At 49.5% G+C, this 24,721-nt stretch carries 23 protein-coding genes and 1 riboswitch; of the genes, 20 read left to right on the forward strand and 3 right to left on the reverse strand.

From position 1 onward, the window contains the following. Positions 1–11 precede the first annotated feature (11 nt). Positions 12–197, reverse strand: a complete 186-nt coding sequence (locus tag ABE021_RS14555; protein ID WP_430289642.1) for a 2-hydroxymuconate tautomerase — start codon at positions 195–197, stop codon at positions 12–14. 68 nt (positions 198–265) lie between these two features. Here ABE021_RS14555 and ABE021_RS14560 point away from each other — a divergent pair, with 68 nt between their 5' ends. Next, the gene (locus ABE021_RS14560) at positions 266–796 is read left to right on the forward strand and encodes a YwhD family protein (RefSeq protein WP_430289645.1); all 531 of its coding nucleotides are present in this window, start codon (positions 266–268) and stop codon (positions 794–796) included. Positions 797–1,010: 214 nt separating this feature from the next. On the opposite strand, the gene ABE021_RS14565 is transcribed toward ABE021_RS14560, so the two are convergent. Both ABE021_RS14565 and ABE021_RS14570 read right to left on the reverse strand, forming a co-directional pair. Continuing rightward, entirely contained in the window at positions 1,011–1,370 is a 360-nt protein-coding gene (locus tag ABE021_RS14565; protein WP_430289647.1) for a hypothetical protein, read from the reverse strand. A gap of 43 nt (positions 1,371–1,413) precedes the next feature. After that, positions 1,414–3,471, reverse strand: a complete 2,058-nt coding sequence (locus ABE021_RS14570; RefSeq protein ID WP_430289649.1) for a transglycosylase domain-containing protein — start codon at positions 3,469–3,471, stop codon at positions 1,414–1,416. Positions 3,472–3,634: 163 nt separating this feature from the next. Between ABE021_RS14570 and ABE021_RS14575 the strand changes: the two genes are divergently transcribed. From ABE021_RS14575 to ABE021_RS14665, 19 genes are all read left to right on the forward strand, one after another. Continuing rightward, positions 3,635–4,072: a DUF1934 domain-containing protein gene (locus ABE021_RS14575; RefSeq protein WP_430289650.1), complete on the forward strand. Its 438-nt coding sequence runs from the start codon at positions 3,635–3,637 to the stop codon at positions 4,070–4,072. Beyond that, positions 4,069–5,736 (forward strand): arginine--tRNA ligase, encoded by a 1,668-nt coding sequence (gene argS / locus ABE021_RS14580; protein WP_430289651.1) that lies wholly within the window; start codon positions 4,069–4,071, stop codon positions 5,734–5,736. The genes ABE021_RS14575 and argS overlap by 4 nt, the downstream gene beginning before the upstream one ends. 467 nt (positions 5,737–6,203) lie before the next feature. Then, positions 6,204–6,387: riboswitch (cobalamin riboswitch) on the forward strand. 117 nt (positions 6,388–6,504) lie between these two features. Continuing rightward, a complete protein-coding gene (locus ABE021_RS14585) occupies positions 6,505–7,506 on the forward strand; it encodes an ABC transporter substrate-binding protein (protein ID WP_430289653.1) in 1,002 nt (333 codons plus the stop codon). 8 nt (positions 7,507–7,514) lie between these two features. Beyond that, positions 7,515–8,498, forward strand: a complete 984-nt coding sequence (locus ABE021_RS14590; RefSeq protein ID WP_430289698.1) for a FecCD family ABC transporter permease — start codon at positions 7,515–7,517, stop codon at positions 8,496–8,498. Next, positions 8,498–9,967, forward strand: coding sequence for an adenosylcobinamide amidohydrolase (locus ABE021_RS14595; RefSeq protein ID WP_430289655.1), 1,470 nt, complete (start codon positions 8,498–8,500; stop codon positions 9,965–9,967). Before ABE021_RS14590 ends, ABE021_RS14595 begins: the two co-directional genes overlap by 1 nt. Further along, complete coding sequence (cbiB, locus tag ABE021_RS14600; RefSeq protein ID WP_430289700.1) at positions 9,967–10,923, forward strand: adenosylcobinamide-phosphate synthase CbiB; 957 nt, start codon at positions 9,967–9,969, stop codon at positions 10,921–10,923. Before ABE021_RS14595 ends, cbiB begins: the two co-directional genes overlap by 1 nt. Further along, positions 10,910–12,568 carry a threonine-phosphate decarboxylase CobD gene (gene cobD, locus ABE021_RS14605; RefSeq protein ID WP_430289657.1) on the forward strand — a complete coding sequence of 553 codons (1,659 nt, stop codon included), beginning with the start codon at positions 10,910–10,912 and terminating at the stop codon, positions 12,566–12,568. Before cbiB ends, cobD begins: the two co-directional genes overlap by 14 nt. Continuing rightward, positions 12,565–13,401: a cobyric acid synthase gene (locus tag ABE021_RS14610; RefSeq protein WP_430289658.1), complete on the forward strand. Its 837-nt coding sequence runs from the start codon at positions 12,565–12,567 to the stop codon at positions 13,399–13,401. The genes cobD and ABE021_RS14610 overlap by 4 nt, the downstream gene beginning before the upstream one ends. After that, entirely contained in the window at positions 13,398–14,159 is a 762-nt protein-coding gene (gene cobS, locus ABE021_RS14615; protein ID WP_430289660.1) for an adenosylcobinamide-GDP ribazoletransferase, read from the forward strand. The genes ABE021_RS14610 and cobS overlap by 4 nt, the downstream gene beginning before the upstream one ends. Continuing rightward, a complete protein-coding gene (locus ABE021_RS14620) occupies positions 14,132–14,728 on the forward strand; it encodes a histidine phosphatase family protein (protein WP_430289662.1) in 597 nt (198 codons plus the stop codon). The genes cobS and ABE021_RS14620 overlap by 28 nt, the downstream gene beginning before the upstream one ends. Then, the gene (locus ABE021_RS14625; protein ID WP_430289664.1) at positions 14,671–15,063 is read left to right on the forward strand and encodes a bifunctional adenosylcobinamide kinase/adenosylcobinamide-phosphate guanylyltransferase; all 393 of its coding nucleotides are present in this window, start codon (positions 14,671–14,673) and stop codon (positions 15,061–15,063) included. The genes ABE021_RS14620 and ABE021_RS14625 overlap by 58 nt, the downstream gene beginning before the upstream one ends. A gap of 14 nt (positions 15,064–15,077) precedes the next feature. Further along, complete coding sequence (locus tag ABE021_RS14630; protein WP_430289665.1) at positions 15,078–15,674, forward strand: cob(I)yrinic acid a,c-diamide adenosyltransferase; 597 nt, start codon at positions 15,078–15,080, stop codon at positions 15,672–15,674. Next, positions 15,671–16,354: an alpha-ribazole-5-phosphate synthase gene (locus ABE021_RS14635; protein ID WP_430289666.1), complete on the forward strand. Its 684-nt coding sequence runs from the start codon at positions 15,671–15,673 to the stop codon at positions 16,352–16,354. The genes ABE021_RS14630 and ABE021_RS14635 overlap by 4 nt, the downstream gene beginning before the upstream one ends. Positions 16,355–16,916: 562 nt before the next feature. Next, positions 16,917–19,067, forward strand: a complete 2,151-nt coding sequence (locus ABE021_RS14640; RefSeq protein WP_430289667.1) for a heterodisulfide reductase-related iron-sulfur binding cluster — start codon at positions 16,917–16,919, stop codon at positions 19,065–19,067. Between the two features lie 188 nt (positions 19,068–19,255). Then, positions 19,256–20,449, forward strand: a complete 1,194-nt coding sequence (locus ABE021_RS14645; RefSeq protein WP_430289669.1) for an acetyl-CoA C-acetyltransferase — start codon at positions 19,256–19,258, stop codon at positions 20,447–20,449. A gap of 270 nt (positions 20,450–20,719) precedes the next feature. Next, positions 20,720–21,571 (forward strand): 3-hydroxybutyryl-CoA dehydrogenase, encoded by an 852-nt coding sequence (locus ABE021_RS14650; RefSeq protein ID WP_430289671.1) that lies wholly within the window; start codon positions 20,720–20,722, stop codon positions 21,569–21,571. 14 nt (positions 21,572–21,585) lie between these two features. Then, positions 21,586–22,722, forward strand: coding sequence for an acyl-CoA dehydrogenase (locus tag ABE021_RS14655; RefSeq protein WP_430289673.1), 1,137 nt, complete (start codon positions 21,586–21,588; stop codon positions 22,720–22,722). Positions 22,723–22,920: 198 nt separating this feature from the next. Continuing rightward, entirely contained in the window at positions 22,921–24,060 is a 1,140-nt protein-coding gene (locus ABE021_RS14660) for an acyl-CoA dehydrogenase (RefSeq protein ID WP_430289674.1), read from the forward strand. Between the two features lie 16 nt (positions 24,061–24,076). Continuing rightward, positions 24,077–24,709 (forward strand): TetR/AcrR family transcriptional regulator, encoded by a 633-nt coding sequence (locus ABE021_RS14665; protein ID WP_430289677.1) that lies wholly within the window; start codon positions 24,077–24,079, stop codon positions 24,707–24,709. Positions 24,710–24,721 lie beyond the last annotated feature (12 nt).

Below are 24,721 nucleotides of genomic sequence, written 5' to 3' on the forward strand. Positions count from 1 at the left end.
TCCGGTTTTTCTTATTGATCACTCAATCGTTTTCCACCGACAGCATAATGGTTTTTCGGCATTTCTTCGATGAACACTACGACGTTCTCGCGTGGAGCATTCGCTGTTTCCATGACCGCTTCCGTCACTCTTTCGACCATCGCACGTTTTTGTTCTTCTGTGCGGCCTTCCAACATTTTAACAGTTACATACGGCATACAATTTCCACCTTCCCGGTAAATTCGGTATAGTAGTTATACTACCAGAAAGAAAGGGGTTTGCGGAAATGGCAGAAGAACAAAAACCGAAACAGAAGCTAGGGTTCACCATTATAAAGAATGACCCGACGGATGGTCATAAAGGATTTGGCATCGGATCACTATCGTTGGAAAACATCACACCCGTCATGATCGACGCAGAAGAAGAAATCGCTTCCATCCAAATAGGCGCGATGCATGCGAAAAGCGATATCGAGCGGGGCATCAAGTTCACAACTAACCGCGAAGACTCTGAAGGCGGTAAATTATACTGGCTCGTTTGGGTCACGATTGATTTCAATGAAAACGGACCGTACTACGCGGGTGTTACGTCTTGTGAAATGATCGTCAACCGAGAAAAACGCCGAGGCTACAAGCTTTTGGCGGATCACGTGAATTTGATGGATAAATCCATGAAGCGCCGCATCATCGTCGACAATATGGATGAAAAGTCGAAAAAAATTCTAGCCGACTTCTTGAAGGATCATAACGAAGACATGTGGAAAAACAGTGAACCGAAACTTCACATCGATCTCAGTGAATCGTCCCCTCATTTATAAAGGATTATGACAAATCATTTAAATTCCGTATTCGGTAGTTGAATGTAACACCAAAACGAAGTAAACTAAAGTAAGCTTGCAATTGTAAGCTAGGACACTCGGGTTCGCCCGACATAAAAAGCTTCCAGCCTGTTCGACCAAACAGACTGGAAGCTTTTTTCGTTGTGGTAAGGAAATGTTGTGGCCTAAAAAGCGCTAATGCGCAACTTCCTGCTCAAAAAATGACGAACCCGCTCAATTCCGGCCACAACCCGCTCGTTCCGCACGCGAACCCGCCCGTTTCCGTCCACAACCCGCTCATTTCGCGCCCGAACCCGCTCAATTCCGGCCACAACCCGCTCATTTCGCGCCCGAACCCGCTCGTTCCGCACGCGAACCCGCTCAATTCCGGCCCCAACCCGCTCATTTCGCGCCCGAACCCGCTCGTTCCGCACGCGAACCCGCTCATTTCCGGCCACAACCCGCTCGTTCCGCGCCCGAACCCGCTCAATTCCGGCCGCAACCCGCTCGTTCCGCACGCGAACCCGCTCAATTCCGGCCGCAACCCGCTCGTTCCGCACGCCAACCCGCTCATTCTCGACCACAACCCGCTCGTTCCACCAATCCAGCCTCCAAACTCACTCGAAAAATGAAAATGGGAACAGCTCGAACTCCTTATCCTTCTTCGACCCGATCATCCGGGATTCTCGTAACGTTTTATCCGTGCACAGCTGCTTTGGGACATCCTTCTCTTTCATGTAAACGAGCCGCTGCTTGCTGCATCCTTCCACAGCCAATCCGCCCGTTTCGATATCCACCGTCACGCCTTTCACACCTTTTGGCGGAAGAAATGGTTCAGACATTAAGCCCTCGTGAGCGCCTTCCATGAATTCAATCCAAATTTGCTTTGACACAGATTTATCAACGGCGTTTTCCAGTTGTTTCCCGACATCATAACCCGTCCAAATGCCAGCGGTCAGTGTTGGGGAATAGCCAATCAGGTATTGATCGGAAATCGTTGTTCCGGATTTTGCAGCGTAGGGCCGAGATTGTTTTGCTCGCATTGAAATCCCTGTTGACGTCAAATAATCATTAAAAACAGGGTCGAACATTCCAGTTAACAAATGGGTGAGTACAAACGCGTTCTGTTCGGTCATCGCCCGCTTTTTCGTCTGTTCGGGATGCTCGTAGACAAGTTTCCCTCGAGAATCTTCAATGGACAGAATCATGACAGGCTCGACTTTCTTTCCTCCGGACGCAATTCGGTTATACGCTCCCGTCATTTCAAACAGCGTAACAGAAGACGTGCCAAGCGCCACCGCAGGAGACTCTGGAAACTTTACATGGATGCCTAGTTTTTCAGCCATCGTATTATACTTTTTATAACCAATCTCTTCCAGTGTTTTCACTGCATAGATGTTATCCGACACCGCCACCGCCTGTGCAAGAGAAATCGGGTGATCCCCGAATTTCCCGTTCACGTTGCTCGGTTCATACGAAGAACGACCATCATCATACGTGAAAATCGTCTTCTCAGTGGAGATATACGTTAAAGGATTAAACCCATCCTCCAAAGCGGCCGCATACAAAATGGGTTTCATCGCCGAGCCGGGCTGCCGCTTTGCCTGAGTCACCCGGTTAAAGGGACTGCCTTCAAAACTCCGCCCGCCGACCATTGCTGTCACTTCACCGGTTTCAGGTTTCATCGCCACAAATCCGATCTGTAACTCATTCTTAGGCATCCGGTCTGCAATGACATCTTCAGCCGTCTTTTGATGCTTCAAGTCGAGAGTGGTCTTAATGGTCCAACCGCCTTCAGCAGGGTAACGCCCTTTGTCGATCAAGATTTTTTCCGCCTCTTGCCATACCTCATTCAAAAAGTAGGGAGCCACATCTTTAGTGCCCGACCAATCCTCTGTTTTCAGTGCAAGTGCCTGCACGCCCGCACGATTTTTCTGTTCGGATGATATGAATCCTTGTTCTTCCATCAAACGTAAAACGATCTTTCTGCGACTCGTGGATTTCTCCAAATCTGCAGCGGGCGAATAGATAGAAGGACCCTTCGGAATCGCTGCGATTGTAGCCGCTTCTTCCAAAGTCAGTTCGTTCGCGGATTTTGCGAAAAAGTACCGACTCGCTGCTTCCACTCCATACATTCCATGGCCGAAATAGACTGTATTCAAATAGCCTTCCAAAATCTTTTCTTTATCGTAAAATAATTCCATCCGATACGCATAGAGGGCTTCATTCACTTTACGGGTCCATGATTTTTCATTGGATAAATACAAGTTCCGCGCGTACTGCTGCGTTATTGTACTTGCTCCTTCCACTTTTCGACGCGCCTTCACGTCTTTCAGTACCGCGCCGCCAATCCGTTTGTAGTCAAAACCATTATGCTTGTAGAAGTTTTTATCCTCCACAGCGACGAACGCGTCAATCAGGGAAGGGGACATTTCTTCAAGGCTGACCCAATAACGACGCTCACCTGAAAAGCGATCACCGAGTTGCTTATCATTCCGGTCCATGAAAATAGACGCTTCAGGAACACTTAACGAAGGAGGACCGGCAATTTGTGCATATACTCTTAGGCAGACAAGCACAGTCAACAGAGCGGTAGCCCCTGTAATTGCGAGCAGCCCGGCGAAACGGTACCGTGCTCTGCGCTTATTCTTCTTTACATAGTCCGTTCGCCGCATATCATCCCATCCTTCTCGACACTCATTTGAGAGTAGTATGCGATAGGTCGAGTCAAATTAAACGGAAGACTTGGAAAAAACGCCTCTTATTAAGCAATGATTGAAAAAAGGACTGACGAACGGCTATAATAGAGAGATATATGAAATTGAAGGCGGTGAGCGGATGGGAACGCAAAACTCGGCTGTGCCGGTGAAGATTAAGTTGAAGTCGGCAATCCAACATCCCGGACAGGAAACCGACACGTACGAGCTTGAAATAGAGGGCACGATCGTTGAGAAAGCAGGCAGCCGATACTTGCGCTATGTAGAAGAGCAAAATCGTGAACTTATAAAAACGATGATTAGGCTTGACCCGGAAGACGCTCTCGTAATGCGGACGGGTGCTATAAGAATGCGCTTGCCATTTGAATTGAAAGGTAAACGTGTCGGGACATACGCCAATGGGCCACTTTCGATGGACTTGCTTGTCGTAACAAAAGAACTATCCATTAAAACTGAACAAACAGCAGGCGAATTCCATGTGCATTACGACATGCACTCCGAACAATCCTTGCTCGGCACTTACCAACTAACTATTCACTATGCGGAGGGAACACTATGAATGCAGTAGAACAGATCCAGCACGAAGTTAAGACCGCTTTACACAACGCAGTGCTTGCAACAGGTTTAGTAGAAGAAACAGACATACCGGTCATCATGCTGGAAACACCGAAAAGTAAAGAAAACGGCGATTATGCAACCAATATTGCAATGCAGCTCACTAAACTAGCGAAAAAGCCTCCGCGTGCGATTGCAGAAGCCATTCTTGAAAAGTTGGATAAAACCGGAACGTCTATCGAGTCGATTGACATTGCAGGTCCTGGATTCATGAACATCATCTTGAAGAAGGATTACTTGGATGACGTCGTTAAGACTGTTATCGAACAATCCGCAGACTACGGTCGTAATGATTCCGGAGAAAATGAAAAAATCCAAGTGGAGTTCGTGTCAGCAAATCCAACAGGCGACTTGCATTTAGGACACGCTCGCGGCGCATCCCTTGGAGATTCACTATGCAGCATTCTCGACTTTGCGGGCTACGATGTATCACGCGAATATTACATTAACGATGCCGGGAAGCAAGTGGAAAACTTGGCGTATTCTGTAGAAGCACGTTATTACCAAGAACTCGGACTCGAAAAAGAAATGCCCGAAGACGGCTATCAAGGCCCGGACATTATTGAAATCGCTAAGCAACTCGTAGAAGAAAACGGAGACAAATTCGTGCATGTGCCCGATGAAGAGCGTTATCAATTTTTCCGCGAGTACGGCTTGAAAATCGAGCTTGGCAAATTGCAGCAAGATTTAGCGGACTTCCGTGTACCGTTTGACGTCTGGTTCTCAGAGACTTCGTTATACAAAGATGGCAAAATCGACGTCGCGTTGAACAAACTGCGTGAAAACGGGCATGTCTTTGAAGAAGAAGGCGCGACATGGTTCCGTTCGACTGAATTCGGTGACGATAAAGATCGTGTCCTCATTAAAAATGATGGATCCTACACATATTTAATGCCGGATATTGCGTATCACGAAGACAAATTGAATCGCGGGTTCGATAAACTCATCAACATCTGGGGCGCAGACCACCATGGCTACATCCCTCGTATGAAAGCGGCAATTCAAGCATTAGGTTATGACCGGGATACGTTGGAAGTGGAAGTTGCACAAATGGTCCAGCTTTATAAGGACGGAGAAAAATTCAAGATGAGTAAACGTACTGGTAAAGCCGTCACGCTTCGCGAACTCGTTGAATTGGTCGGCTTAGACGCAACCCGTTATTTCTTCGCGATGCGTTCAGGTGATGCCCAAATGGACTTCGACTTGGATCTGGCTGTTTCGAAGTCGAATGAAAACCCGGTATATTACGCGCAGTATGCACACGCTCGAATCTCATCGATTTTGCGTGCAGCTGAAGAAAAAGGCGTAGCCGCGTCTGTTGCGAACGTCTCCCTGTTGAAGGCGGAAAAGGAAATCGACTTGATCAAAAAAATCGGGGACTTCCCACAACTTGTCAGCGATGCAGCACGCCTTCGTGCCCCGCACCGTATCACGACATACATCCAAGAACTTGCTTCGACATTCCACAGTTTCTACAATGCGGAAAAAGTGTTGGACGATGAAAACAAAGAACTGTCCGAAGCGCGTCTTGCATTAATCACAGCAGCACGCACAACGATTGCCAACGCACTGAAACTCGTAGGCGTCGCAGCTCCAGAACGTATGTAATCAGCACGATCAGCCCTCCTGGAGACAAGGAGGGCATTTTTGTGTGATCAAAACCAAGTCAACAGGTACGAACAGGATTTATTAAAAGAGGTTGGCTCGTCTTCTGATGCCGATTACTCCCCGTATGGCCGATTCTCCTCACCATATTGCCGATCCGCGCTGCCATAATGACGATTTCTCAAAGCTGATACGTTTCCATAGAGATATAAGAAAAGCACACACAAATAACCCTGAGATCAAGGTTGAATTGTGTCCGGATATTGCGAAACGTCGCTAAATGATTGAGAAATGTCCTTAAGTGTCGGACAAATGGCTCCAAGTGTCGGAGAAACTCCCGCAAGTGTCGGACAACCCTCCGTGAGTGTCCAACAACACAAACCTTCCATCAATCACACGTCATGACAATATTCGCCAGTGGCCTCTCGACATTTCCAGACACTTCTGTATAATAGAAATGTATCAAATTACATAACAAACACGAAAAAGGTGCCTCGAGCGATCGAGGTTAAAAGGGAAGCCGGTTGAAATCCGGCGCGGTCCCGCCACTGTACGTGCTAGCTCATCCGCTGTTGCCACCGGAACACTCCCGGGAAGGCGCGGATGAAGCGTCATTGCACAAGCCAGGAGACCTGCCTTCTTCGATTATCACCCGAGATCTACGAGGATAGACATGGTGAAATTTGGCGAAGTCCGCCTTATTTCCAATGCACCTATCCTCCGAGACAAAAGCGGGGGATTTTTGTTTGGACAAAACAGGAGGAACATACTATGAAAAAAATGTGGCAGCTGTGGCTTACCGCCGTTCTTGCTGTCCTGCTTCTGACTGCTTGCGGCGGAACGGACGACAACCAAGACAAGGGAACAGACAACAATGCATCATCTACGGAGCAATCCGGCAAAGATGAGGGAACCGATTCAGAAGCTAGTGAAGACGCCATCACCTATCCATTGACGATAACCGATGCAACGGGTAAAGAAATCACACTTGAAAAAGCACCGGAAACCATCATTTCAACACTTCCAAGTAATACGGAAATTCTTTTTGAACTTGGACTTGATGACGAAATTGTTGCAGTCGATGACTATTCCGATTATCCGGAAGCAGCAAACGGAAAAGAAAAAATCGGGGACATGAACCTCAATATCGAAAAAATCATCTCCATGAATCCGGACATCGTTTTCGGACACGAAATGTCACTCCCTGGGTCGGAAGCGGGCTTTGAACAAATCCGCGATGCGGGAATTCCCGTGTACGTCGTGAAAAATGCGATGAACTTCGATGAAACCTACAGCACAATCGAAGCAATCGGTGAAGCAACAAATAAGCCGGAAGAAGCCTCGAAAATCGTTGAAGACATGAAAGCGAAAGTGGAAGAAGTCGTTGCGAAAACAGCTGACGTCGAAACTCCGAAACGTGTCATCGTAGAAACATCTGACGTACCTGAAATCTACGTACCTGGTAAAAATACCTTCATGCAAGAAATCCTCGACAAGATCGGCGCTGAAAACGTCGTGACAGAGGAAGGCTGGATCATGATCAGTCCGGAAGAGATTGTCAAACAGAACCCCGACGTCATGGTTATCATGCATGATTACACGCCTGACGTTATCAACAGCGTCAAAAAGCGCGACGGTTTCGCAGACCTTACTGCAGTCAAAGAAGACCACGTCGTACAAGTCGACGACAACCTAACGAGCCGCACAGGTCCGCGTCTTTCTGAAGGACTCGAAGAAGTCGCGAAAGCAGTTTACCCTGAGGCATTCAAGTGAGAAACCCACTGATTGCTTACATCATTTCAGCTGCCGTCCTGTTGACGGCAGTTGGTCTCGGTGTATCCATCGGGTCTGTCCATGTGCCGATCAGCACACTTTGGAACCAAGGGGCGGACACGACTGCGACCAATATCTTATGGAAAATCAGGTTGCCACGCGTTATCCTGGCAGGACTCGTCGGTGCGTCGCTCGCTATTGCTGGCGCTGCATTCCAAGGATTGCTTAAAAATCCACTGGCAGATCCTTACACCCTCGGAGTGTCATCCGGCGCCTCTGTTGGTGCTGTGATGACACTCTTTTTCGGCATTAGTATTCCCGTTCTCGGCCTCTACACGCTTCCTGTTTTCAGTATGGTCGGTGCCGCAATCACGATGTTTCTTGTCCTCGGCTTTGCGAAGCTCGTCGACCGTGGCCTCAATATGGAAACGATCATCTTAACAGGAATCATTTTCGGCTCATTCCTGGGCTCTGTGCTGTCACTGATGATTGCGCTTACAGGCGAAGAGCTCCGTCAAATCATCGGTTGGCTCCTTGGAAGCGTCTCGATGCGCGGCTGGAATTACATCCATATGATTCTCCCATTCACAATCATCGGTTCGTTTCTTTTGTGGATGAATCGCAGAGAGCTGAATGCGATGCTTTTCGGAGAAGACCGGGCGAAACACTTAGGTGTCGACGTCAAACGCCGGAAACTCGTCATCTTAATTGGAGGTTCGATCTTAACAGGTGCAGCCGTCTCCGTTTCCGGAACAATCGGTTTCGTCGGGCTCGTCGTCCCCCATATGACGCGCTTGCTTTGGGGAGCGGACCATCGTCATCTACTTACACTATCGTTCATGAATGGGGCGACGCTGCTCATCATTTGTGACCTCATTGCGCGCACGATCATTTCGCCGACAGAGCTGCCCGTTGGCGTCATCACTGCATTCATCGGAGCACCGGTATTTGCCTTCATCTTTTATCGACAACGGAAAGGGGGGACTGCGTAATGTTGCACGTACAAAGTTTAACAGGCGGGTATGGCAAAGAACCGATTGTAAAAAACGTGTCATTCAACGTTCAGCCTGGGGAAATACTTGGCATTCTCGGTCCGAACGGCAGCGGGAAGTCGACACTTCTCAAGATGATTTCAGGCATCTTGCCGAAACAGGCAGGAAGTGTTGTAATCTCAGGAAAACCGGCAGCCCATTATTCGCCGAAAGAGTTTGCACGTCATGTTGCCGTACTTCCACAAATGCACGCACATGCGTTTTCGCATACTGTCAGAGCCACCGTTGAACTCGGGCGCTATCCTTACCAAACAGGGCTTTTCTCTTCATGGACCGCTGAAGACGAAGCGGCCGTGAACCATGCAATGGAACGGACTGGGGTCGCACGCTTTAAAAACACCCTCATCGAATCGTTGTCAGGTGGAGAGCAGCAGCGCGTATTTGTCGCGCAAGCCCTCGCCCAGCAAGCCCCTCTTTTGTTATTGGATGAACCGACGAATCATCTCGATATCGCCTACCAGCAGCAATTGCTCGATACAGTCAGAAGTCTAGCAGTCGATGAAGGGAAAACCATTGTGTCCGTCTTCCATGACGTCAACTTGGCGGCACTCTATTGCGATCGGCTATTACTCATGGAAAACGGTGAAATTGCGAAAATCGGATTGCCGCAAGACGTTGTGAGGGAGCCGGTTATTCGATCCGTTTACAATGCGGCGGTTAAAACACAAGCCCATCCAGAATTGCCGAAGCCGCAAATGACATTGCTGCCCGCTATGAACGGAAAAACAAACGTGCCTTACGTGGTGGATGAAACCCAGTTCAACGTCACCGCGGACAGCGTCCTATTTCAAGCGCCACAGTCACTCAAAACGGTTTCGTCCGCTGTCCATAATCCAGGGACGGGCTGGTACACAACATTCGTCAATCGCCACGTCGATGCAACTTATGATTGTGATGATGTGAAAAAGGAAATGGAAAACTACCTTGAAAAACGCGGTCACCATCTGACTGATACAGTCGGTATGATGACAGCTGTGCAAACACTCCATGCTGAAATTGCAAGTTTTTCGGATGAAGGTGTTTCCATCGTGATCGCTGTCACTGCAGGAGTAGGCAACGCAGTCGACGTCTCGAAAGCGTGTGAAAGGGACTCACGCGTCGGTACGATTAACACGTGGATTATCGTCAATGGACGACTATCGGATGAGGCGTTCATCCAAGCGATGATCACGGCAACTGAAGCGAAAACACGAGCGCTTCAGACGGAAAACGTGCTCGATCCGTTAACTGGAACCCAAGCAACAGGAACCTCGACGGATAGTCTCCTCGTCGCAGCAACGCAAACGGGACAAGAACTCCCCTATGCAGGACCCATTACTCCGCTCGGGAAATTGATCGGGACCGGTGTTTATGAATGTACAATCCATGCCATCAAGACGTACAAGGAGGCGAAAGGATGGAAGGACTGATCCTAGCGCATCTGCTCGCGGTTACACTCGGATTCTATCTGGATCGGATTATCGGCGATCCCCCAAACTGGCCGCACCCTGTCCGATGGCTCGGAGCATATATTACAAAACTCACAAACTTGCTGAATAACGGAAGTCAACGCACTGCAAAAGGGGCTCTCTTGCTAGTCCTTATCGTCCTGCCGACGTTCTTACTCGTTGCCATCTTCACTGTTGCAGCCTACTGGTGGCATCCCGCTGTCGGAATTGGGGTGGAAAGTGTCTTCATCTCTGTCGGTCTCGCACAAAAAAGTTTGCGCACTGCAGCACTTGAAGTCTCGATGCCGCTTGCAGCAGGTGACATGAAAGAAGCCCGTAAAAAATTGTCATGGATTGTAGGGAGAGATACAGAGAAGTTGAACGAATCGGAAGTCACGCGAGGCGTCGTGGAAACGGTCTCTGAAAACATTTCGGATGGCGTCACTGCACCTCTATTATTCGCTTTCATACTGGGTGCGCCTGGTCTGTGGATGTATAAAGCGGTGAACACATTGGACTCCATGGTCGGCTATAAAGACGACCGGTATCGCGAATTCGGAACGGCATCTGCTCGTGCTGACGACGTCCTGAACTTCATTCCATCCAGAATAACCGGCTTACTCATCCTCGTCCTTTCGCCAAATGAAGGCGACATTCCGCTCGGTAGGCGATTCGAAGGCTTTCGAACGGATGCTAAGAAGCACCCGAGCCCGAACAGCGGCTATCTGGAAGCTGCAACCGCATGGCAACTCGGCGTTCAGCTTGGCGGCACGAATACATACAAAGGGGTCACGTCCCATCGTCCGGAATTCGGTCCGAATTTAAAAAAACTGACCGGCATTCATATCAATCAGACACTCGTCCAACTAAACCGCGCGGCATCCGGCGTTTGGGCGCTCGGCATCATCATCGGAGGGATCATCTATGCCATTGCCTAACCATGGTGCGAACCCGCACAAACTATACGAAACACTGAATCTGAAACAGCCTGCGCACGTGCTCGATTTCAGTGAAAACTGCAACCCAGCAGGTCCACCTGAAGCGATTCGAACAGGATGGAACGAACTCCTGCCAGCAATTGCACGCTATCCCGATCCGAACGGGGAACCATTCCGCTCAGCTGTCGCAAAGTTTCACGGCATCGATGTCTCCCAACTCGTTCTCGGCAATGGCGCGGCTGAAATCCTTTCGCTTGTCGCCGAACGCTACCGTGGAAAGCGGGCGATTCTCGTTCACCCGACGTTCTCTGAATATGAGGCGACATTAACCGCAGCTGGCGCGCGAATCACGCATGTCCAAGCGCACGAGGATGACGGATTCGCTTTACCTATCGATGAACTCAAGACCGTCATCAAGACCGCGGACGCCTTATACCTATGCACACCGAACAATCCGACGGGGGTTTTACCGAGCCGAACAGACTTAATCGCGCTCATTCAACATGCGAATGCTTTTTCCTGTGATGTCGTTTTGGACGAAGCGTTCATGGATTGGGTCGATGAAACCTTATCGTTCATTCCCGAAATCGGGAACTACCCGAATGTGATCGTTGTCCGCTCGATGACGAAATTGTATGCGATACCCGGCATCCGGCTCGGCTATGCAGTTGCGCATCCTGAGCGTATTGAAGGCTTGAAACGACTAGCGCCTCATTGGAATGTCAATGCAATTGCGGCGCAGCTCGGGACGATTTGCCTAAGTCAATCAGAGTATCGTAAACGTGCCATTCTGCAAGCAGCCGAGGAACGCGTAAAGATGACAACTTTTTTAACGACAAACGGATGTAGAGTCATTGATTCTGCAGCGAATTACATCCTGTTTCAACCGCCTGCACATCGTCCTGCCAAAGAAGTGTTCACCGAGTTGCTGAAGCAAGGCATCGTCGTCCGTCATACGGAAAACTTCAAAGGATTAGATGGTCGTTGGCTCCGCATTGGGTTGAAGTCCGCTTGCGACATGGACACCCTACGGACCGCACTGACCCCTATTTTGAATGAAACCCGAAGTACGCTCACTTTCATAAGCGGAGGAGTGAGAAGCGGGAAAAGTGCTTACGCTGAACAGCTTGTTCGAACGGAAGCAACAAAAACAGGCGGCCGGCTCGTGTATATCGCATCCGGCACAGCAACCGATGAAGAAATGGCAGAGCGGATCGCACGCCATCGGGTCGATCGGGCGGATGACGGCTGGACCACGATTGAGCAGCCCACGCATCTTGAGGATGTGCTTCCTTACTTGCAGCCTGACGACCATATCCTGTGGGACTGCGTCACAACATGGCTTGGAAACGAAGCGTTTGAAGGTTGGGAATCCGGGATGCCCTGTATTTTGAAGCCTGAATGCATGGAACGAAAAGTTGCGACGTTGCTCGAAACGATTGAGCGTATTCAAGGGTACACGAACCAACTTGTCATTGTTTCAAACGAAGTGTTCGACGAACCACCTAAGACCGAGGAAATCACTCGAACGTACACTCAACTACTTGGCGCCTTACACCAAGAACTTGTTGCCAAGGCGGATGTCGCGATTGAAATGGATAGTGGATTGGCGATTGTCCATAAGCAAAGGAGGATGCACGGATGAAAGGAATCATGGTCATGGGGACCGCGTCAGACGTAGGGAAAAGCCTTGTCTGTACGGCACTTTGCCGCTTGCTTGCGAATGATGGCGTCCGCGCTGCGCCGTTCAAATCCCAGAATTTATCCCCCTTTGTAGAACATGCGATGGACGGAACGCCGATCAGCCGCGCACAATTCATTCAAGCTGAAGCCGCCCGGACACAACCGACTGCGGACATGAACCCAATCATTTTGCAGCCTGGAGCGGACGGAACCCTGAAAGGCACTTTTTGTGGACAGCCACTCGAGCCGGTGAGTGGCATCGCCTATCGTGACATGTATTACGAACGGGCGATTCAAGCGATTGAACAGTCACTCGATTCGTTAAGCACCTCTTTCGAAGCGCTTGTCATCGAAGGGGCGGGAAGTCCAGTGGAAATGAATTTACTCGCACGGGACATTGTCAACATGAAAGTTGCTGAACTGGCGGACGTTCCCGTCGTACTCGTAGCGGATATCGATCGAGGCGGCGTATTTGCGTCAATTGTCGGCACGCTTGAATTGCTGCAGCCATCCGAACGGAATCGGGTGAAGGCGATTGTTATCAATAAATTCAAAGGCGATTCCGCAGGGTTCCAAGATGGCATTGAATTCATAGAAACCTATACAGCAATTCCGGTTGCAGGAGTGCTGCCATACAAACCCGATCACGGAATTGCAGAGGAAGATAGCGAGCGATCCATATCACAAGTGGCGAGCGGAACGGATCCATATGAAGCATGGGCTGAACACGTTTTAAACCATATCAACTGGCCATTGCTGAAAGGGATTATCGGAGTGGGAGTGGAGAGCAGATGACCGGGATCCTACTGGCACTCCAGTTTTTCACAAGCATCCCTGTGCGAAAAGAATTGCCGATGGAACGCCATCATGTCACCGCAATGTATGGCGCGCTGCCATTTGTCGGTGTGCTGGTCGGGCTTGCCATGACTGCAAGTATTTTAGTGAGTGAATGGCTCGGATTCGGGTCTATTCTCGCGAGCGTCCTAACAGTGGTGGTCGGAATCGCCTTAACTGGCGGATTGCATTTGGACGGAGTTGCAGACACGAGCGACGCCTATTTTTCTTATCGGGATCAGAAGCGCCGCCATGAAATTCTTGCGGATCCGCGAATCGGCGCATTCGGTACGCTTGGGCTCGTAGTGTTCATCCTATTGAAATTTGCACTGCTGCACGAATGGATTGCATCGGGTCAAGCGAGCGTTTACGTACTCGTCGCAGTACCTTTTTTCGCCCGATGCGCCATGGTCCTCTACTTCGTCTCAACAAATCCTGCAAAAACAAGCGGCATGGCGGCTTTCTTTCTAGAAAAACTGAATCGCAGGCCGCTCATTGGTTGGACGATTGTGTGCATCAGTGCCGGGATGATCGCTATGGGAATCGTTTTGGAAACAGCCGTTCTGCCGATTGTCATGGCGGGTGTAATCGGTGTTTCACTTCTGCTGTATCGATCGTGGACCGTTCGTAACTTTGGAGGCGTCACAGGTGATTTAAGCGGTGCATTCATCGAAGGAATGGAGGTTGTGCTATGGTTGGCGGTATTGAGCTCGTTGTAATCCGTCATTTGCCGACAATCGGGAATGGGAAACGGCAATACATCGGGTGGACGGACGAACCAATTGTGCCGACAGTTTTAGAACCGTACGATACTAAGTGTACTGAAGTTTACGGCAGTGATTTACTAAGGACGAGACAAACTGCAGCATTGCTGTTTCCGAACGCGACCTATCAGTCCGACCCCCGTTTCCGGGAATGTAATTTTGGTGAATTTGAAGGGAAAACGTACGCACAACTTGAAAGGTATCCACATTATCGGAGTTGGGTGGAGGATCCGACGACGATAGCACCTTCAGGTGGTGAATCACTGCGACAAGTAGAAGCACGTGTAGTGGAAGCGTTTCAACAGTTACCTCCAGGTGCGCGCCTCGTTACCCATGGCGGTCCGATTCGGCTGCTGCTCGAACGATTTGCACCGGAACGACGTGAATTCTGGTCATGGGAAGTCCCGCATGGAGTTGTCTACCGGTTTCATTGGGAGACAGAACGACAGTGGAAGGAGGGAGAGCGATGCACATCGTTATCGGTGGAGCGGTTAACGGAAAACGGAAATTCGTCCGGGAAATGATGCCTGCGGAAGCTAGATGGTTCGGGGAGGATAAGCCGCTTGACTTGAGGCAGTTGAGCGAGCTGTCTGCTGAACAGCCCGCTGTCGTATGCAGCGTTGAACAGTGGATGGCAACGCGTCTGGACGACGAGGAGAACGCGATTCATGAGTTCCTCAACGCTTTATCAGGAAAACGTGTCACGCTCATCATAACGGATATCGGCAGGGGAATCGTGCCGATGGATGCAGAAGAGCGGGCACTTCGTGATGCATGTGGAAGGTTGAATCAGCATTTAATGGAAGTGGCTAGAGAGGTCACGCGGGTCTGGTACGGGATCCCGCAAAAATTGAAGTGAAGGGGAGATAACCTATGAAAATCTATACAAAAACAGGGGACAAAGGTCAAACGAGCTTGATCGGAGGTCGTGTGGACAAAGACAGCTTACGCGTTGAAGCATATGGCACAATCGATGAATTGAATTCATTCATCGGAAAAGCGATGGCGGAACTCGATCTGGAAACGTGCCGGGATATTTTCGACGACTTAGAAGCGGTGCAAAACGAGCTTTTTGACGGGGGCGGAGATCTCGCGAACGTCATGAAAGAACGCCATTACAAATTGTCCGATGAGCCGATCGAAGTGCTCGAACAACGCATTGACGAGCTGATGGAAGAAGCACCGCCACTCGAGAAATTCATCTTACCTGGCGGAACACATGCAGCTGCGTCACTTCACATTTGCCGGACAGTCACGCGCCGCGCAGAACGGATCACCGTGACGCTGATGAAGAATGAAGAAGACGTACCCGCTACGGTTCAGCGGTATTTGAACCGTCTTTCGGACTATTTGTTCGTTGCAGCGCGTATTGTCAACAAGCGGGCAAACGTTTCGGATAACGAATACGTCCGCAGCGCGAAAGTCTTCCGGACAGGAGCGAAAGACAAAAAGGATAACGCGGGCGGATGACCGCATACCGCAATGCGATTCAGCTCGGTGACTGGATCGTTACGACAGATAATTCAGGCGGCATCGGGGAGAAAGCGGATGACATCGTTGTGGTTCCTGACCGCATCACCGCCCGTTTCGCAACCCGCGTCGCCCTGCTCGAACAGTGGGCGGCGAATGCGGAACCGGAAGCGGTGCTGCTTCATAATTTCAGTGGAGACGCCAGCTGGGATCGATACTGCGAAGGGATCCAGGATGTTTTCGAAGAAATCGGTGCCGTTGTACCGCCGATCAGCGGCAGCAGTGAAACGAACATGTCACTTCGTCAATCCGCCGTTGCCGTGACAGTCATGGGGAGGCGGACAGTGGATGCGACAGCTCCTTCAAACGGAAATTGGTATACATACGGAACACCTCTTGTAGGTGGAGAAGTGCTTACACGGGAATCCGAGATTGCATCACTCGCCGTTCTTGCCAAAGCACGTCGCAATGGACTCATCCAGCAAATCTGGCCAGTTGGCTCAAGAGGGATTTTGGCGGAATGGCAAGCGCTCACTGGAGACGCGAACCGCGGTGTGGCCAGCCCGCTCGACGTAACTTGTTCGGCTGGTCCCGCAACCGTCATCCTGCTGCAGATTGATCCGCATCGACTGGCAGATGCCCATCATCTTTTGGGTCCGTTGTTGCATAGAGTGGAATAAGATCACCAGCACTCTGTATGTTGTATGATGCAGAATGCCATGAAGAAGACTGCAGTTCAAAGGACTGATTGGCAGCGCTTCGCTTGTTGAGTGCGGACTTGTGTTCGCCTGAGTGGTATCCACCGGATGAGAACGTACTCAACTCTCGAAGTGCTCATAAACTTGGGAAACCGCTCATAAAATCGGCGAAGTGCTCATAAATCTAGGAAACCGCTCATAAAGTCATCAAAGTGCTCATAAATCTGGGAAACCGCTCATAAAGTGAACAAAGTGCTCATAAAACAGAAAAACCGCTCATAAACCCACTGAACTGTACATATATATCATAATCCATGTTGAATTCTCACCCCGCTCAAGCTACTCATATAGCAATTCATTCACGAATACCCAGCTTCGTTCACGTGCAATAACCTCTTCATCAGAATTCACTACCATTTCAAAATTTTCATTGACTGAATGCTCATTCATATCTTAAACTAGTAAGTAATGCATCGACAAATCGCCTCAATTCGTCTAGACTAGTAAGAACATTCACTACATACACACAAAGGGGGAGGACATCATGACACCTTTATTAATCGCCAACTGGGTTTTGTTCCTAGGTGTTGTCGCATATGGGCTGGCGCTGTTTACATATTTGATCAAAACACGCACACAATTCATCCGGCTCGGGCAAAAAGAGGACTTTGACAACAACGTTCAAAAACGCTTGAAAGAAGTATGGGTAAACGTATTCGGACAAAAGAAATTATTGAAAGATAAAAAGAGCGGTACGATCCATGTCATGTTCTTCTATGGTTTCCTGCTCGTTCAATTCGGTGCAATCGATTTGATTTGGAAAGGATTGAAACCGGATTCACACTTACCGTTCGGACCGGTCTATCCATTCTTCACTTTCTTCCAGGAGATTGTGGTTGCGGTCATCCTAGTTGCGGTTGTGTGGGCCTTCTATCGTCGCTACATGGAAAAACTGGTACGCCTGAAACGCGGCTGGAAGTCAGGGCTTGTTTTGATCTTCATCGGATCCCTCATGATTTCCACACTTGTCGCAAACGGCATGAATATGATTTGGCATGGCCACGCAACGACGTGGACTGAACCTATGGCGTCAGGAATTGCAACCGTTTTCAGCTTCCTGTCACCGACCGCTGCAGCAGCGATTTTCTTCGTTGCATGGTGGGTTCACTTGCTTACATTGCTTACATTCCTCGTGTATGTGCCGCAATCGAAGCACGCACACTTGATCGCTGGACCAGTCAATACGTACATGATGCGTTTCGATCGTCGCGGAAAACTTGCGCCAATCGATTTTGAAGCACTCGAAGAAATTGAAGACGAAGAGGAAATGCCAACACTTGGCGTTGGCAAAATCACGGACTTCACACAGCTGCAAATGATCGACTTGTATGCGTGTGTGGAATGCGGCCGCTGTACGAATATGTGTCCAGCTACTGGAACAGGAAAAATGTTGTCACCGATGGATTTGATCACCAAACTGCGCGATAACTTGACGAACACCGGCGCTTTGACAACGAAACAGAAACCTTGGGTGCCTTCGTTCATGTTCAGTCATACAAAAGGGAATCAGATTGCGCTGGCTGCTGGTCTCGAAGGCGCAACGATGGATGATATCTACAATCCATCATTGATTGGCGATGTGATCACCGAAGAAGAAATTTGGGCATGTACGACGTGCCGTAACTGTGAAGACCAGTGTCCGGTTATGAACGAACACGTTGACAAAATCATCGACCTCCGCCGTTACCTCGTCATGACGGAAGGGAAAATGGATGCAGACGCACAGCGGGCGATGACGAATATCGAACGCCAAGGGAATCCATGGGGACTGAACCGTAAAGAGAAAGAGAACTGGCGTGACGCACGTCCGGATCTTAAGATTCCAACGGTGAAGGAACTGAAAAAAGCAGACGAATCATTCGAATACTTGCTATGGGTCGGCTCGATGGGGGCATTTGACAACCGTTCGCAGAAAATTGCGTTGTCCTTCGCTCATTTGCTGAACGAAGCAGGGGTTTCATTCGCAATTCTTGGCAACAAAGAAAAGAACTCCGGAGATACTCCACGGCGTCTCGGAAACGAGTTCCTATTTCAGGAACTTGCGACTGCAAATATCGCGGAGTTTGAAAAAGCGGAAGTGAAGAAGATCGTCACAATCGATCCGCATGCATTCAACATTTTCAAAAACGAGTATCCTGACTTCGGCTTCACCGCTGAAGTGCTACATCATACCGAACTGTTGCATGATCTTGTCCAACAAGGACGCTTGAAACCGCAACATGCGATCGACGAAACGATCACGTTCCATGATTCGTGCTACCTCGGTCGTTACAATGACGTCTACGATGCACCACGCGAAATACTGAAATCCATTCCAGGCGTCAACCTGGTCGAGATGAAACGAAACCGACAAGACGGCATGTGCTGTGGCGCCGGCGGAGGTCTCATGTGGATGGAAGAAGACGCTGGCCACCGCATCAACGTCGCTCGGACGGAGCAAGCAATGGAAGTGAAGCCGGGGATCATTTCTTCCGGATGTCCGTATTGCTTAACGATGTTGTCTGACGGAACGAAAGCGATCGAAGTGGAAGAAACGGTAGGAACGTATGACATTGCGGAGCTTCTCGAACGCTCTGTATTCGGAGAAGAAATTGCAGACGGTTCCGAGTCTGAACGGGAACCCGTTCTCCAGTGAAAAAAGTTTGCCAGACTGCCAGATTTGTCTTACAATTAAGACAGTCGAACAGAACAGAATTATGAATTAAATCATTCAAGGGGGAGCAAAATGCTTCCCCTTTCTGATGAAACCTCACCGAGCGAGCGTTCAGTCGCTCCTTGCAAGCCGAAATGTAAACGCTATCAAAAACTGGAGGATGATGAAAATTGGTTAAAACAGTATTGATTGACGGCGCACGAACTGCTTTTGGAAAAATGGGCGGAGCACTCCAAACACTCTCTGCAAGTGATTTAGGTGGAGCGGCAATCAAGGCCGCTCTAGAGCGCTCAGGCGTTGAGGCGACAGATGTAAACGAAGTGATTTTCGGAACTGTCTTACAAGCGGGTCAAGGACAGATTCCTTCAAGACAAGCTGCGGTCAAAGCAGGACTCCCGTGGAACGTAAAAACGGAGACCGTCAACAAAGTATGCGCATCCGGTATGCGAAGTGTGACACTTGGCGATCAGCTCATCCGACTTGGTGATGAAGAAGTCATCGTTGCAGGCGGTATGGAGTCGATGTCAAACGCACCGTACTACTTGCCAAAAGGTCGTTTCGGCTTACGCATGGGCGACGCGACACTCGTCGATGGCATGATCTATGATGGACTTTCCGATTCGTTCTCTCCTGGAAATGTGCATATGGGTACGTTCGGAAATTCAACTGCAGAAGCATTCAATGTGACGCGCGAACGCCAAGACGAATGGGCGCTTCGCAGTCACCAACGCGCTGTGACTGCTATGGAAAAAGGAGTATTTGCGGATGAAATCATACCCGTGGAAATCCCGCAGCGTAAAGGCGATCCAATCGTAGTCGACAGAGACGAAGCGCCGCGTAAAGATACATCACTCGAAGTGCTCGCAAAACTCCGCCCGGCATTCGGTAAAGAGGGCACTGTCACTGCAGGAAATGCGCCTGGAGTGAACGACGGCGCATGCGCACTCGTGTTGATGAGTGACGAACGGGCGGCACGCGAAGGGAAAAACGTCCTCGCGACTGTAATCGGTCATGCAGAAGTCGCAGTCGAGCCGGAAAACTTTCCACAAACTCCAGGCCTCGTCATCAATGAAATCTTGAAGAAAACAGGCAAATCGATTGAAGACATCGATCTATTTGAAATCAATGAAGCATTCGCAGTGGTTGCACTTGCCAGTTCGGATATTGCAAAGCTCAACCCGGAAAAAGTGAACGTCAACGGCGGTGCAGTTGCACTCGGACACCCAATCGGTGCAAGCGGCGCTCGCATCATTCTGACACTTGCATATGAACTGAAACGCAGAGGCGGCGGGATCGGAATTGCAGCCATTTGTTCAGGCGGCGGTCAAGGTGACGCAATCATGATTGAAGTGCCGAAGCAATAACTAGCAAGGCGAACAAACCTGTTGCGCCAGTAGTTTATGAGCGGTATTCGGAATTTATGATCACATTTCGGGGATTAAGAGCAGTTTTATGACTTTATGATCACATTTCGAGATTTATGAGCGTAATTCCTGATTTATGAGCAGAATCACAAGTTTATGATCACAATCTCAACTTTATGAGCATCTCCAAGTTGCGAGGTTGAAAAGTTTCAGCTGAGCCTCTAAAAGCGAGCACCATCCATCAACACGACACGGAAAGGATGAAAAGACATGAACATTCAAAACGTAATGGTAATCGGCGCGGGTCAAATGGGCGGCGGTATCGCGCAAGTTTGTGCACAAGCAGGATTCAATGTGACCCTCAATGACGTGAAAGAGGAATCGTACGCAAAAGGAATCGCCGTCATCGAGAAGAACTTGGCACGCAGCGTGGAAAAACAACGAATGACAGAAGATGAAAAGCAAGCAGTCCTCGGACGCATCACGAAATCACTGGATATCCACGATGCAAAAAACGTTGATATCGTCATCGAAGCGGCTGTTGAAAATATGGACATCAAAAAGTCCATCTTTAAACAATTAGACGAGATTGCACCGCCGCACACAATTCTAGCAACGAACACATCATCCCTCCCAATCACGGAAATTGCAGCGGCAACGAAGCGGCCTGAACAAGTCATCGGCATGCACTATATGAACCCGGTGCCAGTCATGAAGCTCGTCGAAATCATCCGTGGTTTGTCCACATCCGACTCCGTTTATCAGTCGGTCGAAGACATGACGAACAAACTTGGAAAAGTGCCTGTAGAAGTAAACGACTTCCCTGGATTTGTCGCAAATCGCATCCTTATGCCGATGATCAACGAAGCGATCTTCACATTGCAAGAAGGGGTCGCAACGAAAGAAGCGATCGACGAAGTGATGAAGCTTGGGATGAACCACCCGATGGGGCCTCTTCAACTCGCAGACTTCATCGGACTCGATACATGCCTTTACATCATGGAAACGTTGCAAGAAGGCTACGGGGATCCTAAGTATCGACCGTGTGCATTGCTGCGTAAATACGTAAACGCCGGCTGGCTCGGCAAAAAATCAGGACGGGGCTTTTACTCGTACTCATAAAAGGGGAGTAACCTATGGATTTCCAATTCACCGAAGAACAACAGATGATGCGCAAACTCGTCAAAGACTTTGCCAAAGCGGAAATTGAACCGTTCATTCCTAACTTGGAGGCGGATGAATTCCCAACAGAAATCGTCAAGAAGATGGGCGAACTCGGACTTATGGGCATCACCGTCCCTGAAGAATATGGCGGCGCTGGTATGGATTTCGTTTCGTACATTAGTGCAATCCACGAACTTTCTAAAATGCACGCAACGGTAGGAGTCATCCTTTCCGTACATACATCCGTCGGTACCAATCCGATTCTCTACTTCGGAACAGAAGAGCAGAAAGAGCGCTACTTGAAGAGAATGGCAGCTGGCGAATTACTAGGTGCTTTCTGTCTGACAGAACCAGCATCGGGTTCAGACGCGGGTTCCCTGAAAACACGCGCTGTGAAAAAGGACGGCGGTTACGTCCTGAACGGCTCAAAAGTGTTCATCACAAATGGAGGGGAAGCGGACGTTTACATAGTCTTCGCCGCCACGGATCCGTCAAAAGGATCTTATGGTATCTCGGCGTTCATCGTGGATGGCGATACGCCTGGTTTAGTCATCGGGAAAAACGAAGACAAAATGGGCATGCATGGATCCCGTACCGTTCAGCTCACGTTCGAAGACATGTTCGTACCTGAATCCAACTTGCTAGGTGAAGAAAATGCAGGCTTCAAAATCGCGATGGCAAACCTCGATGTCGGCAGAATCGGTATCGCCGCACAAGCGCTCGGCATCGCAGAGGCGGCTCTTGAAGCAGCTACTGATTATGCGAAGGAACGCGTCCAATTCGGCAAACCGATCGCTGCGAACCAAGGCATCGGATTCAAGATTGCTGACATGGCAACCGCTGCAGAAGCATCCCGCCTACTCGTTTACCGTGCAGCTCAACTGCGAGCTGAAGGGAAACCATGTGCACAAGAAGCATCCATGGCAAAACTGTTCGCCTCCCAAACGGCAATGGACAACGCGATTGAAGCCGTCCAAGTATTCGGAGGCTATGGGTATACAAAAGACTATCCCGTCGAGCGATACTTCCGCGACGCCAAAGTCACTCAAATCTACGAAGGTACGAGCGAGATCCAACGCATCGTAATTTCCAAGAATCTTACAAAATGATTAGCGAGACAGAAAGGGAATGAGTAGGAATCAATCCTAGCAACCTCATGCCCTCTTCAAATAGAGAAAAGTGATCAAGCAGCAGGTGGATCCGCTCAAGCGGCGCGAAAAGTGATCAAGCAATAGGTGAATCCGCTCAAGCGACCCGAACACACGAACATCCTAATCAATGAATCCAAAAGAAAAGAGGAACTCACCATGAACTTTACACTTTCTGAAGAACACGAAATGATCCGCAAAATGGTTCGCGACTTTGCAGAGAAAGAAGTCGCTCCGACAGCTGCAGAACGTGACGAAGAAGAACGCTTCGATATGGATTTATTCAAAAAAATGGCGGAACTCGGACTGACGGGAATTCCTTGGCCGGAAGAATACGGCGGCATCGGCAGTGACTACCTTGCATACGTGATCGCAGTCGAAGAACTGTCCCGCGTTTGTGCATCAACTGGAGTCACACTTTCTGCGCACACGTCCCTCGCAGGATGGCCTGTCTTCAAATATGGTACCGAAGAACAGAAGCAAAAGTACCTTCGTCCGATGGCAGAAGGCTCGAAAATCGGTGCGTATGGGCTTACAGAACCGGGTTCAGGTTCTGACGCTGGCGGTATGAAAACAACCGCTAAACTGGATGGCGACGACTATGTGTTGAACGGTTCGAAAATCTTCATTACAAACGGCGGAATTGCTGACATCTATATAGTATTCGCGGTCACGGATGCGGATTCTAAGCACAAAGGAACTACGGCATTTATCGTCGAAGCGGACTATCCTGGCTTCTCTGTCGGCAAGAAAGAGAAAAAGCTCGGCATCCGTTCATCGCCAACGACGGAAATCATTTTCGACAACTGCCGCGTACCGAAAGAAAACATGCTAGGTGAAGAAGGGCAAGGGTTCATCATCGCGATGAAAACACTCGACGGCGGTCGGAACGGAATTGCTGCACAAGCAGTCGGGATCGCTCAAGGTGCACTCGACCATGCAACAGACTATGCAAAAGAGCGCGTGCAATTCGGCAAGCCGATTGTAGCGAACCAAGGAATCGGATTCAAACTTGCAGACATGGCAACCTCAACTGAAGCATCCCGCCTGCTCACGTACCAGGCGGCGTGGCTCGAGTCCAACAATCTTCCATACGGAAAAGCATCGGCAATGGCGAAACTGATGGCAGGCGACACGGCAATGAAAGTCACGACAGAAGCGGTCCAAGTATATGGCGGGTACGGATATACGAAAGACTATCCGGTCGAGCGCTTCATGCGCGACGCAAAAATCACACAAATTTACGAAGGTACGCAAGAAGTGCAGCGACTCGTCATCTCCCGTATGCTGACGAAGTAAAAAGGGGGGTCAGATGATGGAACTGAAACACCAAGTAAAGTCGTCTGTAAAAGATGGCGACTTAATCGAAAAACGTCGTGACCAGATCATCCAAGGTGCAGTCCGATTATTCAAACAAAAAGGATTCCATCGCTCGACGACGCGTGAAATCGCAAAAGAAGCCGGATTCAGTATCGGCACGCTCTACGAATATATCCGCACGAAAGAGGATGTGCTGTACCTCGTCTGTGACACCATCTACAACGAAGTGCAGCACCGTCTGTCGGGAATTGCGGATGAGGAAGCGACGATTGACGGACTGACACGCGCGATCGATGTCTACTACCGGCTCGTCGATGACTTGTCGGATGAATTCGTCGTCATGTATCAGGAATCGAAGTCGCTGCCGAAAAATGCACTTGACTATGTACTGAAAAAAGAACGCGCCATGACGGGGTTATTCGAAACCTTACTGCGTGCTTGCGCGGACGCTGGGGAGCTCCGCATTAAAGATAGCAGCGTCAAGCTCGCGGCGCATCACATCGTCATCCAAGGACAGATGTGGGCATTCCGAAGATGGGAACTGCAACAGATGTATGACTTGGACGGCTATATTGAATTTCAAACCGATCAGCTCCTGAACGGATTGGTCAAACCGGTCTGCAACTGACGAATGGGGAAA

The organism is Sporosarcina gallistercoris (assembly GCF_050459885.1).
GTDB classification, from domain to species: Bacteria; Bacillota; Bacilli; order Bacillales_A; family Planococcaceae; genus Sporosarcina; species Sporosarcina gallistercoris_A.